A 19,313-nucleotide genomic window follows, 5' to 3' on the forward strand; every position below is an offset into this window, starting at 1 on the left:
TTTGAACCGTCGGCTGATAGATTGTCGCGCACAGTGTTCCGCACAGAGCCAAAGGACATCGATGTCTGAAAACAAGGTCCTCACCGATCTTGAGATCGCGCAAAAGGCCGCCATCCTGCCCATCGGGGAGATCGCGGAGCAGGCCGGTATCAATGCCGATGCCGTGGAGCCGTACGGACGGTACAAGGCGAAAATCGACCCCGCCCGGCTGCGGCTCCCCGCGGGAAAGACCGCCGGGAAAGTGGTCCTCGTCTCGGCAATGTCCCCCACCCCGGCCGGCGAGGGGAAGTCCACCACCACGGTGGGTCTGGCCGATTCCCTGGCACGGGCGGGCCACAAGGTCATGATCGCGCTGCGCGAACCGTCCCTGGGCCCCATCCTGGGCATGAAGGGCGGTGCGGCGGGCGGCGGCTATTCCCAGGTCCTGCCCATGGACGAGATCAACCTGCACTTCACCGGCGACTTCCACGCGATCACCTCGGCTAACAACGCGCTCATGGCCCTCGTGGACAACCACATTTTCCAGGGGAATGAGCTCAACATCGATCCGCGGCGCATGACGTTCAAGCGGGTCCTGGACATGAACGACCGCTCGCTGCGCGAGGTGATCATCGGCCTCGGCGGACCGGCGCAGGGCGTGCCGCGCCAGGACAGTTTCGACATCACAGCGGCCTCCGAGATCATGGCCGTCTTCTGCCTGGCCACGGACCTGGACGATCTGCGCGAGCGCATGGGCCGCATCACTGTGGGCTACAGCTACGACCGCCAGCCGGTCACGGTGGCGGATCTGGGTGTCCATGGCGCGCTGACCATGCTGCTCAAGGATGCCCTCAAGCCCAACCTCGTCCAGTCCATCGCCGGAACGCCGGCCCTGGTCCACGGCGGCCCATTCGCGAACATCGCGCACGGCTGCAACTCCCTCATCGCCACCCGCACAGCGCAGCAGCTGGCCGACATCGTGGTCACGGAAGCCGGCTTCGGCGCGGACCTTGGCGCCGAAAAGTACATGGACATCAAGGCGCGCATCGCTGACGTGGCGCCATCCGCCGTCGTAGTTGTGGCAACCATCCGCGCGCTCAAGATGCACGGCGGCGTCCCGAAGGACCAGCTAAAGGAGCCGAACGTCGAGGCGCTCGCCGCCGGCGTCGGGAACCTGAAGCGGCACGTGCACAACGTCGAGAAGTTCGGCATCGTGCCGGTGGTGGCCATCAACAAGTTCGCCACAGACACGCCTGAGGAGCTGCAGTGGCTGCTCGCCTGGTGCGCCCAGGAGGGTGTGCAGGCCGCGGTCGCCGACGTCTGGGGCCGGGGCGGAGGTGGCGACGGCGGCGATGAGCTCGCGGCGAAGGTCGCCGCCGTCGTGGCAGCGCCGTCGGACTTCCGGCATCTGTATCCGCTGAACCTGTCGGTGGAGGACAAGATCCGGACGATTGTGCAGGAGATCTACGGGGCCGACGGCGTGGAGTTCTCGGTGCCGGCACTCAAAAGGCTGGCCGACATTGAGAAGCACGGCTGGGGCGGAATGCCCGTGTGTATGGCGAAGACGCAGTATTCGTTCACCGACGACGCCTCGCAACTGGGCGCACCCAAGGGCTTCATCATCCACGTACGCGACCTCATTCCGAAGACCGGCGCCGGCTTCATCGTGGCCCTGACCGGTGCCGTCATGACCATGCCCGGCTTACCCAAGGAGCCCGCCGCGATGCGCATGGACGTCGACGCGCACGGCAACCCGGTCGGCCTCTTCTGACCTATCCCGCCCCCACCCCGGACGCTCTCTCACATATGGTGGGTTTCCAACGAACCCTCTCTCACCTTTGGGGCCTTTCCAGGCAACGCTCTCTCACCTGTGGATAACTTCTGCGGGCACCGGCCACTCTGAGGAACAATGCCGGTATGCACACGCAGACTGCGCTTCCCACCACATTGGCATCCGGCCCGTTCACACTCACGGACGCCACAGCAGAAGGCGTCCCTCGGAATCGTCTCCTCCGGCCCGACGTCGCGCATGTCAGCCGCGGACTGTACCGTCCCGCAGACTGGGATTTCGAACTTGAGGCTGCCGCCCGTGCGCTCTCGGCAGCCACTCCGGGTGCCTGGATCTCGCACGTGACGGCGGCACGCCTTCGCAGCTCGTGCCTTCCACCGTGGCTCTCCGACTCCACGGAACTGCATCTCAGCAAACCGCGGTCCTTGCCGAGCGTTCGCCGCAAAGGCGTGATCGGGCATACCGTGACCGCGGCTGATGACGAGGTCGAATCGGCTGACGGAATCCGCATCAGCACGCGGCCACGCACGTGGCTGGACATGGCCCGCGTGCTGCCGTTGAAGGACCTCGTCTGCCTCGGTGATGAGTTGATCCGGCTGCCCCGGCAGGAGTTTGAAGGCCGCGACGCACCATTTGCCACCGTTGAGAAGCTGCGCGCCCTGACGGATCTGCACAAAAACCTGCAGGGAATCGTCCGCGCCCGCGAAGCCCTGGAACTCATGCGCGTGGGAGCGGATTCCGGCCCGGAGACCCTGCTCCGGCTGGCAATGCTTGACGCCGGGGTCCCCGAGCCCCAGCTTCAGCTCAGGCTGCGCGAGGCAGACCCGCTGTCGCCGTCGGCGGATCTGGGATACCGCCATCGGCGCGTGGCCATCCAGTACGACGGCGGCCATCACCTCGTGCCCAAACAGCGGCTCAGCGATCGGCGACGGGACAAAGCCTTTGAAGCCGCTGGCTGGACGGTCCTCATTTTCGATAAGGATCATCTGGCCGACGGATTCGAACGCGCCGTCAGGATGATCAAAAGGGAGCTGCGGTCCGCCTGGGTGGATCCCGCCGTCGTGTCCGGCTTTTCGCGCTCGATGTAGTGAGAGAGCGTCCGTCAGAAACGCCCCAAAAGTGAGAGAGCGTCGCAAGGGGCGTTAAACGCCGGACGCTCCCCCACCAAAGTGAGAGAGCGTCCGCAATGCAGGGTGTCGCGGGGTCAGCGCTCGAGGTCTCCGCGGATGAAGGCCTCGACCTTTTCACGGGCGAGGTCGTCGTTGAACTGCTCCGGCGGGGACTTCATGAAGTAGCTCGAGGCGGAGAGCAGCGGGCCGCCGATGCCGCGGTCCAGGCCGATCTTGGCTGCGCGGATGGCGTCGATGATCACGCCTGCGGAGTTGGGTGAGTCCCAGACTTCGAGCTTGTATTCCAGCGACACGGGGGCGTCACCGAAGTTGCGGCCCTCAAGGCGGACGAAGGCCCATTTGCGGTCGTCGAGCCACTGGACGTAGTCGGACGGGCCGATGTGGACGTTGCGCGGCGCAATGTCGGCTTCGACGTTGGAGGTCACGGCCTGGGTCTTGGAGATCTTCTTGGACTCCAGGCGGTCGCGCTCCAGCATGTTCTTGAAGTCCATGTTGCCGCCGACGTTCAGCTGGTACGTGCGGTCCAGCGTGACGCCGCGGTCCTCGAAGAGCTTGGCCATAACGCGGTGCGTGATGGTTGCACCGATCTGGCTCTTGATGTCGTCGCCCACGATCGGGACACCGGCGGCGGTGAACTTGTCGGCCCATTCCTTGGTGCCGGCGATGAACACGGGGAGGGCGTTGACGAACGCCACGCCGGCGTCGATGGCAGCCTGCGCGTAGAAGTGCGCAGCATCCTCGGAACCAACCGGGAGGTAGCAGACCATAACGTCTGCCTTGGACTCGCGGAGCGCGGCGACGATGTCAACGGGCTCTTCAGCGGACTGTTCGATGGTCTCGAGGTAGTACTTGCCGAGGCCGTCGAGGGTGTGGCCGCGCTGGACGGTCACGCCGGTCGGGGGAACCTCGGCGATCTTGATGGTGTTGTTCTCGCTGGCCAGAATGGCGTCGGCGAGGTCCACGCCCACCTTCTTGCCGTCAACATCAAAAGCGGCAACAAACTGGACATCGTTGACGTGGTACTTGCCGAACTCCACGTGCATCAGACCCGGGATCGTGGCCTGGGGATCGGCATCACGGTAATACTGCACGCCCTGGACGAGCGAGGCGGCGCAGTTACCCACACCAACGATGGCAACACGAATCGGATTTGCAGACACGGAACTCCTTTGAAGACAACTTCAGCCGCCAGAACGGTCAGTACCGGAAAGTACGACGGCGGCACGCTGGCAGTGCGCCATTCGGCGCCATTTCATCTTACCCAACCAAGCGGGGGCCGGGATTGTTCCCGGCCCCCACCAGAGAAGCATTACGTGGTTACTCTTGCTTCCACAGGTTGATGTCCGACTCGACGGCGAACTCGTCGATGGCAGTGACCTCGTCGGCGGTGAAGTCCAGGTTGTTGATGGCGGACAGGGTGTCTTCCAGCTGCCGGACGCTGGAAGCGCCGACGAGTGCAGAAGTCACCGAGGAGCCCTTGCCCTGCTCGCGGAGGATCCAGCCGATCGCCATTTGCGCCAGCGTCTGGCCCCGGCCCTCAGCGATCCGGTTGAGCCCGCGCACGCGGTCCAGGTTCTCCGGAGTGATCATGGCTTCGTCCAGTGACTTTTGCTGCGCTGCCCGGGAATCCGCGGGCACGCCGTTGAGGTAGCGTCCCGTGAGCATCCCCTGGGCCAGCGGCGAGAAGGCGATGCAGCCGGCGCCCACCTCCTCCAAGGCCTCGTAGAGGTTGGGGCTGCCGTTCTCGGTCCAGCGGTTAAGCATGGAGTAGCTTGGCTGGTGAATCAGCAGCGGCGTGCCCAGTTCCTTCAGGATCCGCGCGGCCTCGAGGGTCTGCTGCGGGGTGTAGGACGAGATGCCCGCATACAGTGCCTTGCCCGAGCGGACTGCGTGGTCCAGCGCGCCCATGGTCTCTTCCATCGGCGTTTCCGGGTCCGGGCGGTGGCTGTAGAAGATGTCCACGTAGTCCAGGCCCATGCGCTCCAGGGACTGGTCCAGGCTGGCCAGCAGGTACTTGCGGGAGCCAAAGTTGCCGTACGGGCCCGGCCACATGTCGTAGCCGGCCTTGCTGGAGATGATGAGTTCGTCGCGGTACGGCTTGAAGTCGTCCTTGAAGTGGCGGCCGAAGTTGGTCTCGGCGGCGCCGTAGGGCGGTCCGTAGTTGTTCGCGAGGTCGAAGTGGGTGACGCCCAGATCGAAGGCGCGGCGCAGGATGGCGCGCTGCACTTCGAAGGGCTTGTCGTCGCCGAAGTTGTGCCACAGTCCCAGGGAAATGGCCGGCAGTTTCAGTCCGCTGCGTCCGACGCGGCGGTAGGGCATGGATTCATAGCGGTCTTCCGCGGCTGAATAAGTCATACATACCATCCTGCCATCTGTGACGCGCGCTACAGACCGCAAGGCCCCGGGTTACGGCCTCGGGGCCGGCAGGGAATTGACGACGGCGGCAATCGCCTCGTCGTATTGGGGCGCCTGCAGGTAGTCGCTGTGGCTGACCACGAGGAACTGGTACGTGAACGGATCCATCTCCTGCGCGTAGCGGTCCGGAATGCTCCCCACGTTCTCGGCACCTCCCGGACCCTGATAGAGGACCGGGAAACCGAGGTAATCGGTCTTGCGGTAGAGGTTCACCCAGCGATTCGGGCCGGCCCCGAGGACGTGGCTGAGATTCACGTCGAACTGAACCGTCGGCTCGCCCGTGACAACGCGCTCATCGTCCGGACTTCCGGCGGCGGTGAGTTTTGTCCGGCCCACCGGTGCTGTGGCGAGCACGGCCGGCCCCAGGAGTTCCGGAAAGAACCGGCCAAAATAGGACCTCAGCTGCGTGCCGTAGGTCAGCAAGCCGATCCTGTTAAACGGCAGGTCAGGCCGCGTTGACTTTAGATGGAACAGCGCACTGACGGCGATCACCGCGCCCAGGCTGTGCGCCGAGATCGCCACCATGCCGGTTTTGGCGGCCGGCGCGCCGTCCATGCCATCCAGCCACGCCGCGATCCTGGCGGCAAATTCCGGGACCGCCCGCTCGCCGTAGCTGGGGGGACCGAACGGGTGGGCGGTCTTGGGCATAAAGCACATCAGATCCCAGAGGAGTGCCAGCGGCCGGGAGTTCGGTTTGGCCGACATCACGGCCAGCGCAACAATCGTGGCGCCAGCCGCAGCCAGGCCCAGGGCTCCCATGCTTTCGATCAGCCGGTAAAGTCCCGCCGCAGGGCCGGCATTCCACCAGTCCTTGAAGGTGCCCAGAATCAAGGCTGACAGCAGCCCCAGGAAAATGAGGATGGCCAGCAGCGACACCACGGCCTCCGCCCGGTGAGCCAGGGAAGCGGTCCGCCGGGCAGCCACCAGTTTGCGGCCCGCCGCTTCCTGCTGCGGCAAGGGCGGAGCGGCAGAGTAGGCGGAGAGCAACTCAGACACTGCGGCTTCCTGCGTGTTCCACGTCATCGAACGCACGGCCCGCCACGTGCACAATCCCCACGCGACAGCGCCCGCGACGATCACTCCCAGCAGCAGCCCGCTGAAGAGCGAAAACACCGACGGCGGCATCAGGACGTCACCGGCCATGGACCCGTATCGCCACATCCCGTCAGCCGTGGCAGCCCGCCGTTCGAGGTTGCGCTGGAGTACGGTGGCGGCAGCCCCCACAATTGCGCAGCTCAGAATGGTTGCCGCTCCCAGAGCAAGGGTGGAGAAGACCGCCGAGCCCTTGCCATGCCAGCCGAGAGTCCGTTTGTCGTAGCCCTCCCTTCGGAGCTGGCTCATGGTGAGGATCAGCACCAGCATCACGAACATGAGCCCGGCCGGGGCCGTGCCCAGGCCCAGCATTCGCGTCGCGCCCGGGACCTCGCCGTCGGGAGCACCTGAGAGAACGGCTGCCAGCCCGGCCGCAAGGACGCTGATGATGGCTCCGCCGGAAATCCAACCCATCAATGATGATCCGTCCCGGGACGGCATGTCCGGATTGTCCGGGGACTTCCGGACCGTCTCAATCCCCGCCAGCACCACCGCGCCGGCCGCGACCAGCCACGCGAAGGCCATCGCGATGCCAGTCAGGTCGATTCGCCCGGGCGCCATGCTAAGGGCGCACTCCGTGAAGAACGTGCCCAGGCTTCCACAGGCAATGCCGTCGATCCGTGTCCAGAGCCCGTCCCAGGCGATGATGGCGCCAACCGCGGCCAGCGCCGCCCACACGTGCAGCCACCCGTTATAGCGGATCTCCTTCCGCGCTTCCCACAGATTCCGGATCATCAGTGTGGGGAGCGCTGATATTTCCTCGGCACCCGCGCCGGCCGCCTCCTGGGCAGCGGTGCCCAGATTCGGTCTGGGGTGGAACCGGGTCCGCGCCAAGTAGGCGATGGCTGCCAGGACGGCCACCGACACAATGGGAATCAGGGCGAACACCACGATGCGCTGGCCGCGGGTCCAGCCGGCCAGCCCGTCCAGGAACGCCGGCAGCGCAGAGCAGACGCGGCGTTCCTGGCCCGGAACGTCGGCCGGAAAGCATTGGACGGCGATGAGGTCCATCGAGACCACGGCCGCCGTCACCACAAAGTAGAGGGTCAGAACCAGCGCGAAGAGCCTGATCCGTCCCGCGCCGTCGCGCCCGTGCCCTACTCCGTCGGCGTAGTCGATGCGCGGTTCCGCCTGCCCGGACGCCGGATCGGTAACCACCTGCTGCTTAACGGCCGGCAGGGGCCGGCTCCAGTACGCGGCGTTGGTCAGTCCGAACGGCATCAGCAGGAACCAGGCCGTCCGGACTGCGGCGTCGGCGACCTTCCCGGCCATTCCTACTCCAGTGAAGCGAGCCAGCCGCCCCCACGAATACGCCTCCACCACCCGAGGGCTGCCACCGTTTGCCGCGGCACCGGCACCGGAGTCCACGACGGCGCCCGCCCCGACTTTGGCCCGGTAGAAGCCGGCAAGCTCATCACCCCAGGACAGCTCGACGTCGTCGGGCTTGAGTGACCGCTTCCCCGATCGGAGGAGCTCATGGGGCGGGGTATTGCGGATGCCATGGATCCGGAGTTCGAGCGTGGCAGGAACCTTCGGCGCATTTTCCGCTGGGTCACCCATAACGGCCTCCATCGCCCGTACACCACCGAGCCGCCCATCACGGCTGGTCAGTACGCGAATAGTACGCCCGCGTCACTCCAGTGTCTACGTTAACTCGAGGCTACTTCTGCCCCTGTAGTAAGAACCGCCCCACTGTGTCCTGCCAGCACCAACGAATCGCCGTCGAGCAGGGTGGTCCCGTCCGTCGACAGCAGCACCGTGCCCCCCACACCGTCCAGCCGCACCGGCGATGCCGAGAAGTTCAGCAGCACCTCCACCGACCCGCGCCGGAAGCGCAACCAGCCGGCGTCGTCGTCGAACATCACGTCCATTTCCGCGAACCCCAGGCCGGCCAGTTCGGGGTAAGCGCGCCGCAACGCGGTCAGCGCGCGGTACAGCGACAGGAGTCGCGCGTGGTCACCGTCCGCGGCTTCGGCCCAGTTGAGCTTGGATCGCCGGAACGTTTCGGGATCCTGCGGATCGGGGACGACGGCGGGATCCCACCCCATGCGCTCGAACTCGCGGATCCTGCCCTCCGCCGTCGCCTTGCCCAGCTCCGGCTCGGGGTGCGAGGTGAAGAACTGCCACGGCGTGGAGGCACCGAATTCCTCGCCCATAAACAGCATGGGCGTAAACGGCGAGGTCAGCGTCAGCACAGCGGTCACGGCCAGCGGGCCGTACGGCAGGGACTGCGACAGCCTGTCCCCGGTGGCCCGGTTGCCGATCTGGTCATGGTTCTGGCTGCACACCACCAGGGCCGCGGGGTGGACCAGCGAGGTGTTGATGGGCCGGCCATGATGGCGTCCGCGGAAGCTGGAGTAGCTGCCGTCGTGCAGGAATCCGTCCTTGAGGACCTTGGCCAGCACGCCGAGCGACGCGAAGTCGCCGTAATACCCCGCGGTCTCCCCGCTGACATTGACGTGCACCGCGTGGTGGAAGTCGTCGCTCCACTGCCCGGCGAGGCCGTAGCCGTTGGCATCGCGGGGGTAGATCAGCCGCGGATTGTTGAGGTCCGATTCGGCGATGAGGGTCTTGGGCAGCCCCGTCTCCGCGGAGATGGCATCGCCCAGCGCGCCGAGCTCCTCCAGGAGGTGCACGGCGCGCTCGTCACGGAGTGCATGGACGGCATCCAGGCGCAGCCCGTCCACGTGATAATCGCGCAGCCACAGCGCGGCGTTGTCCAGGATGTATTCACGGACGACGTCGGACCCCGGGCCATCGAGGTTGACCGAATCGCCCCACGTGTTGGCGTCGCCCTGCTTGAGGTACGGGCCGAACCTCGCCAGGTAGTTCCCGCTGGGCCCGAGGTGGTTGTAGACAACGTCCTGGATGACGCCCATCCCGGCTGCGTGGGCGGCGTCCACAAAACGCTGGTAGGCCGCAGGACCGCCGTAGCCTTCGTGGACCGCGAACCACTGGACACCGTCGTAGCCCCAGTTGTGGGTGCCGTTGAACCCGTTGACCGGCAGCAGCTCCACAAAATCGATGCCGAGGTCCGCGAGGTAGCCGAGTTTGTCCGTGGCTGCATCGAGTGTTCCCGCGGGCGTGAAGGTTCCCACGTGGAGTTCGTAGATGACCGAGCCGCGCAGTTCCTTCCCCTGCCAGCCGGCGTCCTGCCAGGCGTAGGAGGCGGGATCGTACGTGCGGGACAGCGCGTGGACGCCGTCCGGGAGGCGGCGGGACCGGGGGTCGGGCAACGGGTGGGCGTCGCCGTCGAGCAGGTAGCCGTAATCCACGTCGGCGTCAGCCGGCGCGTCCGGCGCGGACCACCAGCCATCCGCGCCGGGGGCTCCCGCCACCTGCTTCATGGGGTAGTGGTGCCCGTTGGCGAGCAGCGAGACGGCCGAGGCGTCCGGGGCCCATACGTCGAACCGGCCGGAACCGTGGTGCGTCAGGCTCATGCGTTGTCTCCGTTCACGGGCGCGAGCAGCGCCACAGGGTATTGCTGGAGGATGCCGGCCACCGGCACCGGGCCGGGGCCGTGCGTCCGTCCCGTGAGTTCGTCCCGCATGGCGGTGGAAAGTTCGACGGCGGTATCCCGCCACCCGCCAGCGCGTTCCAGTCCGACGGGAAGCCGCGTCGCAAGGGTCAACGCACCGGGCGCGCCGCCAGTTCTGCTGCCGTCCGCCCCGCGGTCGAAGGCCACCAGGTGGTCCGCCGCAGCGTGGGAAGCCAGAACGGGCCGGTAGCCCTGGAAGAGGTCCGGCCGGTTCCGGCGGAGCCGGAGCGCCCGGGAGGTCACCAGCAGTTTGGTGGCCTCGTCCCGAAAGTCCGCCGGACTCGTGCCGGCATCCAGTGCGGCCAGGGCGGTTTCGCGGCGTTCGAAGTCAAATGCCCGCCTATTGTCCGGATCCGCCAACGAGCGGTCCCAGAATTCGGTGCCCTGGTAGACGTCCGGCACTCCCGGCATGGTCAGCTGGAGCAGCTTCAGGGACAGCGAGTTGGCGGCGGCAAACCGATCCGTCCTGGCGACGAAGTCCTCGATCACCGTGGCGACCCGAGCGTCGTCGAACACTGCATCCACCGCTGCCTTGACCCGTGATTCGAACTCCTCGTCCGGATCCGTCCAGGTGGTGGAGTTGGCTGCTTCCCGCGCAGCCTTCTCAGCATAGGCCTGCAGGCGCTCCCGCGACGCTGGCCACGCACCGATGACCGCCTGCCACAGCAGGTTCTCGAACGGGCCGTCGGGCACCGGGGCTAGCCCGCGAAGGGTGTCCAAAGTCGCTGCCCACTGGTCCGGCAGCTCGGCGATGACGGAGATCCGTGCCCGCGTGTCCTCGCTGCGTTTGGTGTCGTGGGTGGTCAACGTGGTCATGGACAGCGGCAAAGACTCCTGGCGCTCGGCCATCCGCCGGTGGAATTCGTCCAGGGCGAGCGAGAAGTGGGACGGGTCCGCTCCCACTTCGGTCAGTGTCCCCAGCCGGGTGTAGCGGTAGAACGCCGTATCCTCAACGCCCTTGGCCATCACCATGCCGGACGTCTGCTGGAAACGTCGGCCCAGTTCAGTCTCGGGCTTCAGCAGCAGGGGCAGCAGCGCGTCCAGCACGTCGGCCAGGTCAGGGCGCTGGCGAGCCGCAGCCGCGCATGCCTCGCGCAGCACTTCCTCACCCGTGGGCAGGTACGTGCGGTACACGGGGAAGGCCGCGATGACCTGCGCCAGGGCATCCGCCGCAACGTCCTCGGACAGACTCGCGGAAGCGGGAACAAGGCGTGCCAGCCGCAGGATCTCGGACCGCAGCATGCCGTCCGCCACGGCACGCTTGGTCTCCAGGATCATGGCCGCATAGTCCGCAGGCTCGCCGGAGCGCAGCTGTGCATCAAGTGCGTCCAACGCAGCCTCGCCGGCCGGGTCCACCAGCAGGCGGTCCAGGTCGGCCAGGGCGTCGTAGCCGGTTGTGCCTTCGCAGGCGAATTCCGCCGGCAGCTCCTCCCCCGGCTCCAGGATCTTCTCCACCAGGACGTAGGCTCCGCCGCTGAGGTCCTTAAGCCAGCGAAGGTACCCGGCAGGATCCGCCAGGCCGTCCGGGTGGTCCACACGCAGCCCGTCAACCAAGCCGTCGTCGAACCAGCGCTTCACCTCGGCATGGGCCTGGTCGAAGACCCAGGGGTCCTCCACCCGGATGCCCGCCAGGGTGTTGACCGCGAAGAACCGCCGGTAGTTCAGCTCGCTGTCCGCCCGGCGCCAGGAGACGAGCTCGTAATGCTGCCGGTCATGCACAGCCCGCGGAGAGTCGCCGTCGGAGTATGAACCTGCGGCCAACGGAAAGCGGTGGCCGTAATAGCGGAGCTCGCCATCTGCAACCTCCAGAAGTCCAAGGTCATCGTCGCTGCCCAGGACGGGGATCCGGATCCGGCCGGCACCAAGGTCCCAGTCGACGTCGAACGCTTCCGCGTAAGGCGAGCCGCGCCCCTCCTGCAGCAGCGACCACCACCACGGGTTCTGCGCCGGCGAGGCCACGCCCACATGGTTGGGGACGATGTCCACCAGCACGCCCATGCCATGCTCCCGCGCGGCTGAAGAGAGTGCCAGCAGGCCTTCCGGGCCGCCCCGCTCCGGGTCCACCAACGACGGATCCGTCACGTCATAGCCGTGATCGGACCCACGCTCCGCCGTCAGGATCGGAGACAGGTAGACCCAATCAACACCTAATGACTTCAGGTAAGGAACGGTAGCAGCAGCATCAAAGAGCGTGAAACTGCTGCGGATCTGGAGCCGGTAGGTGGACGCCGGTGTCTTCACTTTGCCTGGTCTTTCGGTTTGCTGACCTTTTTCGTTTTCTTGGGCTCGGGCACGGTGGGCGTACTGAGGGCCTCAGTTTCACTGGTGCTGGTCTGCGTCAGGGCAGCCAGCGATGCAGCTACTGAGTGGTCCGGCTCCGCTTCCTGCATCATGTGCGCTCTGAGGACCACCAGTGACTTGGCATCCACAGGAAGGGTCTGGCCGGCTTTCACCGGAGCAGTGTCCGCGTTATGCCCGGCGGTGTCGATGATGATGTCCCACGCCGGTGCGTACTCGTCGTTTGGAAGGGTGAAGTCCACCATGTCGTCGTGCGCGTTGAAGTACAGCACGAAGTTCACGTCGGTAATCCGGCGGCCTCGGGCGTCCTTGCCCTGGATGCCGTCGCCGTTGAGGAATACACCTACCGAGCGGCCGAAACCGCTGTCCCAGTCCTCCGGCTTCATGGTGTCGCCGTCGAGGTCCAGCCATACGATGTCCGGCAGCCGCTCACCTTCGCCTCTGCGGACAGGGCGGCCGTCGAAGAACCTGCTCCGGCGGAAGGTGGGGTGCTTGGCGCGGAGCGCGTTGACGGCGGCGGTGAATTCGACGAGCGGCTGGTCGATGTTCTCCCAGTTGATCCAGGTCAGTTCCGAATCCTGGCAGTAGCCGTTGTTGTTGCCCTGCTGGGTGCGGCCCAGTTCGTCACCGTGCAGCAGCATGGGCACACCCTGGGACAGCAGCAGCGAGGCGATGAAGTTCCGCTGCTGGCGGGCGCGCAGCCCCAGGACAGCCGGATCGTCGGTGGGGCCTTCGGCGCCGCAGTTCCAGGACCGGTTGTGGGATTCGCCGTCGTTGTTGTCCTCGCCGTTGGCGTCGTTGTGCTTCTCGTTGTAGGACACCAGGTCCGCCAGGGTGAAGCCGTCATGGGCGGTGACAAAGTTGATCGATGCCACGGGCCGGCGGCCCGAGTGCTCGTACAGGTCAGCGGACCCGGTGATGCGGGAGGCGAATTCGCCCAGGGTGGCCGGTTCACCGCGCCAGAAGTCGCGGACGGTGTCGCGGTACTGGCCGTTCCACTCCGTCCACTGCGGCGGGAAGTTGCCCACCTGGTAGCCGCCGGGACCCACATCCCAGGGCTCGGCGATGAGCTTGACCTGGGACACCACCGGATCCTGCTGGATGAGCTCGAAGAAGGTGGAGAGTTTGTCCACATCGTAGAACTCGCGCGCCAGGGTGGACGCGAGGTCGAAGCGGAAGCCGTCGACGTGCATTTCGGTGACCCAGTACCGCAAGGAATCCATGAGCAGCTGCAGCGAGTGCGGCTGGCGGACATTGAGCGAGTTGCCCGTGCCCGTGTAGTCCATGTAATGCTTCTCGTCGCCCTCCATGAGCCGGTAATAGGAGGCGTTGTCGATGCCCTTGAAGGAGAGCGTGGGGCCCAGGTGGTTGCCCTCGGCGGTGTGGTTGTAGACCACGTCCAGGATTACCTCGATGCCCGCACGGTGCAGGCTGCGGACCATGGCCTTGAAGTCCTGGACCTGCTGGCCCGTGTCGCCGGTGGAACTATAGGTGTTCTGCGGCGCGAAGAAGCCGATGGTGTTGTAGCCCCAGTAGTTGCTCAGGCCCTTGTCTTTCAAGGTGCCCTCGTTGACGAACTGGTGCACGGGCATCAGTTCGATGGCGGTGACGCCCAGCTTCTGCAGGTGCGAGATAACCGATGGGTGCGCAACGCCGGCATAGGTGCCCCGCTGCTCCTCGGGGATCTCGGGGTGGAGTTGGGTCAGGCCCTTGACGTGGGCCTCGTAAATGACCGACTTGTGATACGGAATGCGCAGGTTATGGTCGCCGTCCCAGTCGAAGAACGGGTTGATCACCACGCCCATCATCATGTGCGGCGCCGAGTCCTCGTTGTTGATGGAGTCCGGCTCGCCCAGGTTGTAGGAGAAGAGCGCCGGTTCCCAGTCCATCTGCCCGTGCACGGCCTTGGCATAGGGGTCCAGGAGCAGTTTGTTGGGGTTGAAGCGGTTGCCGGAGTCCGGGTCGTAGGGCCCGTGGACGCGGTAGCCGTACTTCTGGCCCGGCTGGACCTGCGGGATGTAGCCGTGCCACACGTAGCCGTCCACTTCATCGAGCCTGAACCGGGTTTCCACGCCGTCGTCATCGAAGAGGCACAGCTCCACCTTTTCGGCGCGTTCGCTGAACAAAGCGAAGTTCGTGCCGGTCCCGTCAAAAGTGGCGCCAAGCGGATATGCCGTTCCGGGCCAGATTTCCATGCGTGCTCCTCATCGTTGTTCGACAGCGGTGTGTGTACACAGAACCGCCCCTGCCGGTACAAAACCTATGCCCACGGTAGCGGGTGGGTGTGACTATTACGTTTCCGGCCCGCCGGTTTACTAAGCAGGCTGACTTTATACCAAACGTCTGGTATTGCGTCCGCAATCCGGCCGGCCGTTAGCGGCCCGCTGCCGGAGGCGGCCGCTCCCGCGCGGCCGTGGAGGCTGGCCCCGAGGGCGGCAATCGCCGCCCAGCGCTCGTCCGGATCGATGCCCGCATCACGGAAGCGCCCGACGTCGGACCCCAGTTGGGCGAGCAGCGCACCGATGATCCCGGCCAGGACGTCGCCGCTTCCGGCGGTGGCGAGCCACGCTGTGCCGTCCGCCTGGCTGTAGAAATCCTGGAAGGGCGACGCGACCAGGGTGGTGGCACCCTTCAGCAGGACGGTGGCCTCGGTCAGCACGGCGGCATGCCGGGCCGCGCCAAGGGTGGAGGCTTCGACGGCGGTACGGTCGGGGGCGGGATCAAAGTCGGGGCTGTCCGGAGACGAGGCGAGCCGTTGCAGCAGCGACGCTAGTTCGCCGGCGTGCGGCGTGAGCACCACCTGCGGCCCCCGGACCGCGGGCAGGGCAGGCAGCGCACCGGCGTCGGCGATCACGGGCAGGCCGGATTCCACGGCATCGTGGGCGCGCTGGAGCTGTTCGGTGTCCCCGGGACCCATGCCGGAACCCACCAGCCACGCCTGGACGTGCGTCTCCGCGACAGAGCCCGTGCTGCACACAACCTCCGGGCACGACTGCCGCACCAGGTCGGCCACCTCGGGCAGGCCCACGTAGCGGACCATCCCCGCGCCGGCAGCCAGCGCACCCCGGCAGGCCAGCACGGCGGCGCCCGGATAATCGGCGGATCCGGCCACGACGCCCAGGACGCCGCGGGAATATTTATGGGAGCGCCTCCCGGGCTGCGGCAGGAGCCGGGCCAGGTCCACCGGCTCAAGCCTGCGCAGCGCCGGCCAGGGCAGTTCGCCTTCGATGCCGATGGGGACCACGTGGATGCGGCCGGCGTGATCGGCGCCGGGGTCCGCCAGCAGCCCCACCTTGGCTGCGGCGAAAGTGACGGTCACATCCGCGGACAGCACCGGCGCATAGGCTTCGCCGGTGTCGGCATCAACGCCGCTGGGGATATCGCAGGCCACCACAATCCCCGCATCCCCGGACGACAGCCGCGAATCCGAAAGGCCGCGCACCAGGTCGGCGGCCGCTCCTCGAAGACCCCCACTGGCGCCCGTCCCCAGGATTGCGTCAATTACGACGTCGGCACTCGCGAAGTGTGCCGCCAGCTGGCTGGCGTTGAATTCAGTGAGGAGGTGCACGCGCCCGCCGGCGCGCTCAAAAGCAGCCAGCGCCTCGGGGTGCGCCGCTCCGGCGGTGAGCACCGCCGTCGTACGCATCCCCCTGGCCGCCAGGAACGAGGCGGCGAAGAGGCCGTCTCCCCCGTTGTTGCCTTTGCCCACCAGGACGGCCACGCTGGCGCCATAGATGCGCCGGCCGCGTGCCTTCAGCTCGCACACCACTGCGTTGGCTAGCCCGTAGGAGGCCCGCTGCATCAGAACATCGCCCATCCCGGCAGCCAGGGACGGCTGTTCTGCCGCCCTGATCTGGGTTCCGGTATAGGCGCTGATCATGGTGTCAGGTCCGTCGTTGGGCTGAGCAGTAGGTGGCTCAGCCTTCGGCCAGGACCGTGGCGGTGGCGATGCCGCCGTCGTGGCTCATGGAGACGTGCCAGCGTTTGACGCCCTTGGACTCGGCCACCGCAAGGACGGTGCCTTTGACCTGGATGATGGGTCCGTGCTGGTCCAGGCCGATCCAGCAGTCCTGCCAGTTCATGCCGGCCGGCGCGCCGAGGACCTTGGCCACGGCTTCCTTGGCGGCGAACCTCGCGGCGAGCGAGCGGGTGTTCAGCTCGCGTTCCGCGGGCACGAACAGCCGGTCCCGGAGCCCCGGGGTCCGCTCAAGCTGGCGGCCGAACCGCTCGATGTCTACAACGTCTACGCCAATGCCAACGATCATGGCGCTATTATACGGGGACGCTCACCGCCTGCCGTGCACACAGGGCCCCGCCATTACGTTTTCGTAATCACGCTGGTATGATTACGAAAAGGTAATCATCGCGAACCTATTACGAGTAACTCATCAAGGAGGCCGCGTGCACGGCGTCATGAAGTCAGTGGCCGACCTGGGCCTGATGGTCTACGGCGTCCGCCAGCGCAGCGGGCTCTCCCAGCGCGAGCTGGCCAGCCGGCTCGGAGTCAGCCAGCGGTACCTCTCCGAGCTGGAGACGGGCAAGCCCAAGGTGCTCAACGACCAGTTCTTCGCCGTCATGGAAAAACTCGGAATCGAACTGACGTTCCGGGAAGGCGCCGACCGTGGCTGAAGTGCAGGATGTCCACCTCTACGGCACCGTCGTCGGGCGCATGGTCCGCCACGGCGCGACCACAGTGACGTTCGAATCCTCCGACGCCGGGATGGCCCGGTTCGGGATCGGCTCGCGGATCCTGTCCGCCAACCTGCCACTTGGGCCCCGCCCCTCGACCCCGGAGGCGGCCACTGCGTTCTTCGGTGGACTGCTGCCGGAAGGATCTGGCAGGTCGAACCTTGCCAAACAGGCACAGGCCAGCCGCGATGATGTCTTCGCGCTGGTGTCGTATGCCGGCCGCGACGTCGCCGGTGCGATCCGCGTCGGTGGGGACCCCGAAGAACCGGCCGAATCCTATGAGGCACTGACCGATGAGCAGGTCGCCGAGAGGTTAACCCTTATCAACGACTATGCGCTTGGTGCCGTGGGCGGCGGCGGCTCTCTGGCCGGATACCAGCCCAAAACCACGCTTGCCCTGCTGGACGGGGTGTGGCACGCGGGGGTCGACGGCGCCGCCTCCACCCACATCCTCAAGCCGGTGGCGGGCGGAAACGAAGGCGCCCTGCACGCCGAGGCGTTCTGCCTGGAGCTTGCGCGGCGGATCGGGCTGACCACGTTCGCCAGCGACGTGCGCACCTTTGCAGGCCGGACCGTCCTCGTTCTGGAACGCTACGACCGCCGCGTCTCTGGCCGGAGCGTGGAGCGTATCCACCAAGAGGACGGCGCCCAAGCCCTTGGCCTGGCTTGGGACACGGACAGCAAGTTCGAAGGTGTCAATGCCGCCGCAAACCTGAAGAACCTCGCCGGACTTCTGCGACGACGCCGGGACATCCTCGGCGCCGGGCCCGACGACCGCGAGACGCTGCTCGCGCACACGGCCTTCAACACCGCCATCGGCAACACCGACGCCCACGCCAAGAACTTTTCCACCCTCCGAAGCCCCGACGGTGCCGTCCGGCTGGCGCCGCTCTACGACGTGTCAACGCACGCCCTGGCGCCCAACGGCCAGCTGAACATGTCCCTCCGGATCAACTCCCGCGCCTATCAGCCGTCGTTAACAATGGAGGACCTGGTTGCAGAAGGCGTCTCCTGGGGACTCGATGAACGGCATGCATGGCGCGCAGTCACCGGAACGCTCGAAGAGCTGGCGCACGCCCTCGAACAGGTCGACGGATCGGCCGTCGGGGAAAAAGTGGCACGGTACATCGGGCACGGGACGAGGAATCTTCTGGACGGCAAAGCCGCCGGGATGGGCGGCGTACACCCGTCTTTGGTCACACTCGGTCCGGTTCCTGGCTCTAGCTGAGCCGGCGGTATTCATCGATCAGTGATGAAGGCACCGGCGTGACGCCAGGAAGTTCTTTGTCCCGGGTGAAATTCGGCTTGTGCAGGCGGAGCAGGGCCACGCCGTCGTGCTCCCAGCGGAATCCGGGGCTGGACAAGGCAGCCCGGTAGGCGGCGTCGACCGTGTCCGGGTATTTCGCTGCCAGGTCCTCAAGGACGTAACCGGGAACCGTCTTGTCCTCCACATAGCCACGCAGGACTTCCGCAGCGGGGTCCTCCGCATTGGCCGGCGGCGTACGGTGGGCTGCCTCGACCTGCCCGTAGCAGACGAGGAAGGACACACCCATCAGCGGATGATGGTAGAGCGCTACGTCGTCGGACTCTGCCAAATCCGGCGGGAAGGAATCATCCGGTGCGATCTGTTCGGCCGCGGTCACCAGAGCGGAAGCCTTGGGATTTGCAGCGACAGACGCCTCGCTGCAAGCATCCAGGAAACCGCGGTACGCCGCGATGATGTCGGCCCCGGTACCGCTCACCATATGCGCGTCAAAGAGGTTCAGGAACGTGGTGTGGTGCTCTCCGACGATCCTGCGTCCCTGCTCGACCTTCGCCGGATTATTGAATACCAAGGTGGGAAAGCGTTTGAGCAGGGACGCCGCAAGCGTCTTGACCCCGGGGAGGTCCCGCGGGCCGAACAGGCGCATGGTCCCGCTGATCGTCCAGAGATCCCCGATGGGCACCAGACGCGTCATGACGTAGCCGCCTCGCTGGACGAAGCTGATTGCCTCCGCCCCGGCGGTGGCGTAGGAATCGTAATCCATCTGATCGATGAGGTTATGCAGGCTAAGCCGGGCACCTTTGCGGGCATCGACGCGGAAGACGCCGATAACATTACGCTCCCGCCAACCCTCGTAGACGAGTCGCTCATCAGGCTCAATATTCTTGTTGGTGCGCAGATAGCGGTCGAGTAGCGGCTCGCGTCCGCCCTGGTCCGGGTCATAGAGCAGCGACTCGACGGCCTCCGCCCATTGATTCTGTTCCCCACCCCCAAGCCCAGAGAAGTCTGACATGGCCTGCGAAAGACGCCGGGCGAACCCCGGTGAGGATGCGTAGACGACCAGCGCTTCCTTGAGGTTCCCCGCCCGGTCCAACAGTTCGTCGGTGTTCATCAGTCTGC

The 19,313-nt window shown here is 66.2% G+C and carries 13 protein-coding genes; 4 read left to right on the top strand and 9 right to left on the bottom strand.

Features of this window, described 5'->3' with window-relative positions:
• Positions 1-61: 61 nt before the first annotated feature.
• Together NG701_RS11645 and NG701_RS11650 are read left to right on the top strand one after the other, a co-directional pair.
• A complete protein-coding gene (locus tag NG701_RS11645; protein WP_252567563.1) occupies positions 62-1,750 on the top strand; it encodes a formate--tetrahydrofolate ligase in 1,689 nt (562 codons plus the stop codon).
• A 146-nt stretch (positions 1,751-1,896) separates the two neighbouring features.
• The gene (locus NG701_RS11650; RefSeq protein ID WP_252567565.1) at positions 1,897-2,856 is read left to right on the top strand and encodes a DUF559 domain-containing protein; all 960 of its coding nucleotides are present in this window, start codon (positions 1,897-1,899) and stop codon (positions 2,854-2,856) included.
• A 116-nt stretch (positions 2,857-2,972) separates the two neighbouring features.
• Here the strand turns inward: NG701_RS11650 and NG701_RS11655 are convergent, their stop codons facing one another.
• The 8 genes from NG701_RS11655 to NG701_RS11690 form a co-directional block, all read right to left on the bottom strand.
• Positions 2,973-4,058, bottom strand: coding sequence for an inositol-3-phosphate synthase (locus tag NG701_RS11655; RefSeq protein WP_104062587.1), 1,086 nt, complete (start codon positions 4,056-4,058; stop codon positions 2,973-2,975).
• Positions 4,059-4,215: 157 nt separating this feature from the next.
• Entirely contained in the window at positions 4,216-5,253 is a 1,038-nt protein-coding gene (gene mgrA / locus NG701_RS11660; protein WP_252567567.1) for an L-glyceraldehyde 3-phosphate reductase, read from the bottom strand.
• Positions 5,254-5,304: 51 nt separating this feature from the next.
• On the bottom strand, positions 5,305-7,965 hold the full coding sequence (locus tag NG701_RS11665) for a hypothetical protein (RefSeq protein ID WP_252567569.1): 2,661 nt from the start codon (positions 7,963-7,965) through the stop codon (positions 5,305-5,307).
• Positions 7,966-8,054: 89 nt separating this feature from the next.
• Positions 8,055-9,845: a malto-oligosyltrehalose trehalohydrolase gene (treZ, locus tag NG701_RS11670; protein ID WP_252567571.1), complete on the bottom strand. Its 1,791-nt coding sequence runs from the start codon at positions 9,843-9,845 to the stop codon at positions 8,055-8,057.
• Positions 9,842-12,184 (bottom strand): malto-oligosyltrehalose synthase, encoded by a 2,343-nt coding sequence (gene treY / locus NG701_RS11675; protein ID WP_252567573.1) that lies wholly within the window; start codon positions 12,182-12,184, stop codon positions 9,842-9,844. Before treY ends, treZ begins: the two co-directional genes overlap by 4 nt.
• A complete protein-coding gene (gene glgX, locus NG701_RS11680) occupies positions 12,181-14,436 on the bottom strand; it encodes a glycogen debranching protein GlgX (protein ID WP_252567575.1) in 2,256 nt (751 codons plus the stop codon). The genes treY and glgX overlap by 4 nt, the downstream gene beginning before the upstream one ends.
• 65 nt (positions 14,437-14,501) lie before the next feature.
• Entirely contained in the window at positions 14,502-16,121 is a 1,620-nt protein-coding gene (locus NG701_RS11685; RefSeq protein ID WP_252567576.1) for an NAD(P)H-hydrate epimerase, read from the bottom strand.
• 37 nt (positions 16,122-16,158) lie between these two features.
• Positions 16,159-16,506, bottom strand: a complete 348-nt coding sequence (locus NG701_RS11690) for a holo-ACP synthase (protein WP_252567578.1) — start codon at positions 16,504-16,506, stop codon at positions 16,159-16,161.
• Positions 16,507-16,642: 136 nt separating this feature from the next.
• On the opposite strand from NG701_RS11690, the gene NG701_RS11695 reads away from it, so the two are divergent.
• Both NG701_RS11695 and NG701_RS11700 read left to right on the top strand, forming a co-directional pair.
• On the top strand, positions 16,643-16,870 hold the full coding sequence (locus NG701_RS11695; RefSeq protein WP_200950725.1) for a helix-turn-helix domain-containing protein: 228 nt from the start codon (positions 16,643-16,645) through the stop codon (positions 16,868-16,870).
• On the top strand, positions 16,863-18,158 hold the full coding sequence (locus NG701_RS11700; RefSeq protein WP_252567580.1) for a type II toxin-antitoxin system HipA family toxin: 1,296 nt from the start codon (positions 16,863-16,865) through the stop codon (positions 18,156-18,158). Before NG701_RS11695 ends, NG701_RS11700 begins: the two co-directional genes overlap by 8 nt.
• Here the strand turns inward: NG701_RS11700 and NG701_RS11705 are convergent.
• Positions 18,151-19,305: a hypothetical protein gene (locus tag NG701_RS11705; RefSeq protein ID WP_252567582.1), complete on the bottom strand. Its 1,155-nt coding sequence runs from the start codon at positions 19,303-19,305 to the stop codon at positions 18,151-18,153. The two genes, NG701_RS11700 and NG701_RS11705, sit on opposite strands and share 8 nt — an antisense overlap.
• Between the last annotated feature and the right edge of the window lie 8 nt (positions 19,306-19,313).

Origin of the sequence: Pseudarthrobacter cellobiosi (genome assembly GCF_023913815.1) — a bacterium.
Taxonomy (GTDB): Bacteria; Actinomycetota; Actinomycetes; order Actinomycetales; family Micrococcaceae; genus Arthrobacter; species Arthrobacter cellobiosi.

Excerpts from the sequence above, each read along its gene's own strand:
- mgrA (WP_252567567.1), bottom strand. The coding sequence starts at position 5,253 with ATGACTTATTCAGCCGCGGAAGACCGCTATGAATCCATGCCCTACCGC.
- glgX (WP_252567575.1), bottom strand. The coding sequence starts at position 14,436 with ATGGAAATCTGGCCCGGAACGGCATATCCGCTTGGCGCCACTTTTGAC.
- NG701_RS11690 (WP_252567578.1), bottom strand. The coding sequence starts at position 16,506 with ATGATCGTTGGCATTGGCGTAGACGTTGTAGACATCGAGCGGTTCGGC.
- NG701_RS11705 (WP_252567582.1), bottom strand. The coding sequence starts at position 19,305 with ATGAACACCGACGAACTGTTGGACCGGGCGGGGAACCTCAAGGAAGCG.
- NG701_RS11650 (WP_252567565.1), top strand. The coding sequence starts at position 1,897 with ATGCACACGCAGACTGCGCTTCCCACCACATTGGCATCCGGCCCGTTC.
- treZ (WP_252567571.1), bottom strand. The coding sequence starts at position 9,845 with ATGAGCCTGACGCACCACGGTTCCGGCCGGTTCGACGTATGGGCCCCG.
- NG701_RS11665 (WP_252567569.1), bottom strand. The coding sequence starts at position 7,965 with ATGGGTGACCCAGCGGAAAATGCGCCGAAGGTTCCTGCCACGCTCGAA.
- NG701_RS11645 (WP_252567563.1), top strand. The coding sequence starts at position 62 with ATGTCTGAAAACAAGGTCCTCACCGATCTTGAGATCGCGCAAAAGGCC.
- NG701_RS11685 (WP_252567576.1), bottom strand. The coding sequence starts at position 16,121 with ATGATCAGCGCCTATACCGGAACCCAGATCAGGGCGGCAGAACAGCCG.